The organism is Sandarakinorhabdus sp. (assembly GCF_040398645.1).
Taxonomy (GTDB): domain Bacteria; phylum Pseudomonadota; class Alphaproteobacteria; order Sphingomonadales; family Sphingomonadaceae; genus Sandarakinorhabdus.
Map to the genome: position 1 here is coordinate 33,224 of NZ_JBBATR010000010.1, position 2,544 is coordinate 35,767.

At 59.3% G+C, this 2,544-nt stretch carries 2 protein-coding genes and 1 pseudogene; 1 reads left to right on the forward strand and 2 read right to left on the reverse strand.

What is annotated here, in order from left to right; genetic code table 11:
- Positions 1-1,444: Ig-like domain-containing protein (locus tag ABWP50_RS04005; protein ID WP_353216704.1), on the forward strand; the 1,444-nt coding region annotated here is incomplete at its 5' end.
- Between the two features lie 133 nt (positions 1,445-1,577).
- On the opposite strand, the gene ABWP50_RS04010 is transcribed toward ABWP50_RS04005, so the two are convergent.
- Positions 1,578-1,988 (reverse strand): fasciclin domain-containing protein, encoded by a 411-nt coding sequence (locus tag ABWP50_RS04010; RefSeq protein WP_353216705.1) that lies wholly within the window; start codon positions 1,986-1,988, stop codon positions 1,578-1,580.
- 214 nt (positions 1,989-2,202) lie between these two features.
- Positions 2,203-2,544: pseudogene (locus ABWP50_RS04015) on the reverse strand (hypothetical protein); the annotation flags it as partial.

Below are 2,544 nucleotides of genomic sequence, written 5' to 3' on the forward strand. Positions count from 1 at the left end.
TTCGGCGCCTGTTGCCCTAGCCATTCGGGCTCCAACCGATGTCGATGGCGACCCGCTCACCATCACTGTGACCGAAGCGCCTGCCATCGGCATTGTGCAGGTTGCCGGCGCCGGGGCAGCGATTGCCGTCAATGCCATCCTGACGCTGGCCCAGTTGCAGCAATTGACCTTTGCGCCGGCGGCCAATGCCTCCGGAACCACCGGCTTTGCTTACCGTGTTTCGGACGGTGCCGGCGGCACTGACACCCAGCGGCTGACGCTTGCAGTAAGCCCGGTCAACGATGCGCCAGTGGCAGCGCCAGCGGACGCAGCTGGTCTTTCGACGGCCAGTGCGATTCCGGTGACGCTGCAAGCCACTGATATCGACAGCAGTGTCCAATCCTTCGCCATCACCACACTTCCGGCCATCGGTGCCTTGTTTGCCGATGCGGGCCTCACCCAGCGTGTGGCGGCCGGCAACACATTGGCGGCAACCGGCGGCAACCTGCCGCTGTTCTACGTGCCGACGGCCGGCCAGTCCGGCCAGCAAACGTTCAGTTTTGTTGCCAGCGACGGCACGTTACCAAGCAATACCGCTGTTGCCACGCTGACGGTGACAACGCCCAGTACCGGCCCAACGCCAACGCATATCGGCACCGAAGGCGATGATGGCTTGGCCGGCAGCTCCAGAGACGATTTCATGATCGGTCTGGGCGGCAACGACGTGCTGAACGGCGGGCTGGGCAATGACCGGATGGAGGGCGGCCTTGGCAACGATACATATCATGTGGATTCGCTGGGCGACACCGTGATTGACGTTGGCGGTCTCGATACAATCATCAGCGCGATCCGCTACACACTCGGCTCGGACATCGAGAACCTGCGCCTGTCCGGTACGAACCCAACCAACGGCACCGGCAACGCGTTGGCCAACCGTATCGACGGCAACAGTGCCAACAATGTGATAATGGGCGGCGGCGGCAACGACGTGCTGAGCGGCGGCGGCGGCACCGACACGCTGATTGGCGGCGAAGGCGATGATCAGATCAGCGGCGGCACGGGTTTCGACGCATTCATATTCGACGGCGGCGACTTGACCGGCACGGACTCCGACCGGATCTATGATTACAGCCTCACTGAAGACCGCATCATACTGAGCGGATTTGGCGCTGGCACATTTGTGGATACGGCCGGCGGCAACATGCTCGATGTGCTTGCCGGCGGCACCGGCGTGACCCTGGACAGCATGGCGGACATCGTCGAGGTCGTGCTGGCGGCGCAGGCCGTGACTGCCAGCCGTTTTGGCACCACAGATGTGCTGAACCTGAGCATCACAGATGGCGACGGCGATGTGCAGATCATCCAGTTGTGGAACCAGTGGAACAATTTCGTCGCGGCCGGCGGCACCGCCGCGCCGTCATCAGTGGTGCTGCAGCAACCATTGCTGGATGTGCTGATTGCCTGATGCACGGGCCGGGCTTGCCGCGCACACGGCGGTTCCCGCTGCCGACCGATCGCAGCGGCACCGGCCGGTCGCTATCACAAAAAACGTCCCGGCTGTTGCCAGCCGGGACGCAATTCACAAATGAAACAATCGATCAGCCGGCTGGCAGCAAGACCGTATCGATCGCATGGATGACACCATTGCTGCAAACGACGTCGGCCTGCACAACAGTAGCGCCATTGATCGTCACACCGTCTGTGCCATCAACATGCAAGACTTCGCCATTGAGCGATGCCGGTGAAACGGTCTTGCCAGCCACATCAGCAGCATGCACCGCACCAGCCATCACGTGCAATGTGAGCACGGCGACCAGCTTGTCTTTGTTTTCTGGAAGCAGCAACGATGCCACGGTGCCTTCGGGCAAGTTGGCAAAGGCCGCATCGGTTGGTGCGAACACGGTGAACGGGCCAGCGCCGCTCAATGTGTCGGCAAGGCCGGCGGCAACCACTGCTGCAACCAGCGTGGTGAACGAACCAGCGGCAACAGCCGTTTCAACAATATTCATGGTGGATTGATCAGTCATGAAAATCTTTCTGAGACAATAACAACAGCATTCCACGAAGAGTAGAGCAAAATGAAATGCTGAAGCAATCAGAAAATGTCCAAAACCATATTTGGAAGATTATTTTCTGATAATCTTCAATATGTTGCGCCCGTTTGTATCACAAGCAAATTATTTGTGAATTATTTTATGTCTGCCTTGTGAGTGCCGAACTTCATCAGCTTTCCAGCCGCAGGTTGGACAGTTGCGAACCGATCTGCTGAAACGATGTTCGCAACTGGGCGGCGCTGGGCGCGTGGAAATAATGCGCCGGGCTGGTGGCGCAGTTGCGATACAGAGTCTGCGTGGCGCCGGCGGTACCGAGCGTGATCGTATAAAGCACAATGCCCTGTGCTTTGATATTGTTGCACAAATTTGTCATGCGGTCGTTGATGCGGGTGGTGGCAGTGCCGCCGCTGGTGGTGCCCAGCCGGCCTTCGGTCAACCGGCCATAGCCGGTGTAGTCAAAGCTTGGTGGCCGGCCGTAATCGAACCACAAATTGTCGCCATCGGTCATCAT

Excerpts from the sequence above, each read along its gene's own strand:
- ABWP50_RS04010 (WP_353216705.1), bottom strand. The coding sequence starts at position 1,988 with ATGAATATTGTTGAAACGGCTGTTGCCGCTGGTTCGTTCACCACGCTG.